The sequence below is a fragment of the Flavobacterium geliluteum genome, assembly GCF_017948595.1.
In the GTDB taxonomy this organism is placed as follows: domain Bacteria; phylum Bacteroidota; class Bacteroidia; order Flavobacteriales; family Flavobacteriaceae; genus Flavobacterium; species Flavobacterium flavipigmentatum.
The window spans coordinates 1-255 of sequence record NZ_JAGFBV010000102.1 but is presented as its reverse complement, the minus strand read 5'-3'; the positions used below and the strand labels follow the sequence as shown (position 1 = coordinate 255).

The following is a 255-nucleotide window of genomic DNA, read 5'->3' as shown; positions in this document are numbered from 1 at the left end:
ATTAAACCTCTACAGAACCGATAATATTAAAATAGTTGCTGATTATGAAAGCTAAACAAGGACAAAGTTTTTGTGATCTGGTCATTCAAGAGACGGGAGATATTGGAAACGCATTTGCAATGGCTTTGCAAAATGGTTTATCTATAACTGATAGCTTAACCATTGGCCAGGAGATAATACCGGCAGGAAAAGAAAATAAATCTATTTCGGAAATATGGAGCGAAAACAATTTACCAGCTACAGCAATAACAAACA

At 34.9% G+C, this 255-nt stretch carries 1 pseudogene; it reads left to right on the top strand.

The annotated features are described in order from the left end of the window. Positions 1–44: 44 nt before the first annotated feature. Positions 45–255, top strand: a pseudogene (locus tag J3495_RS19110) (hypothetical protein); the annotation flags it as partial.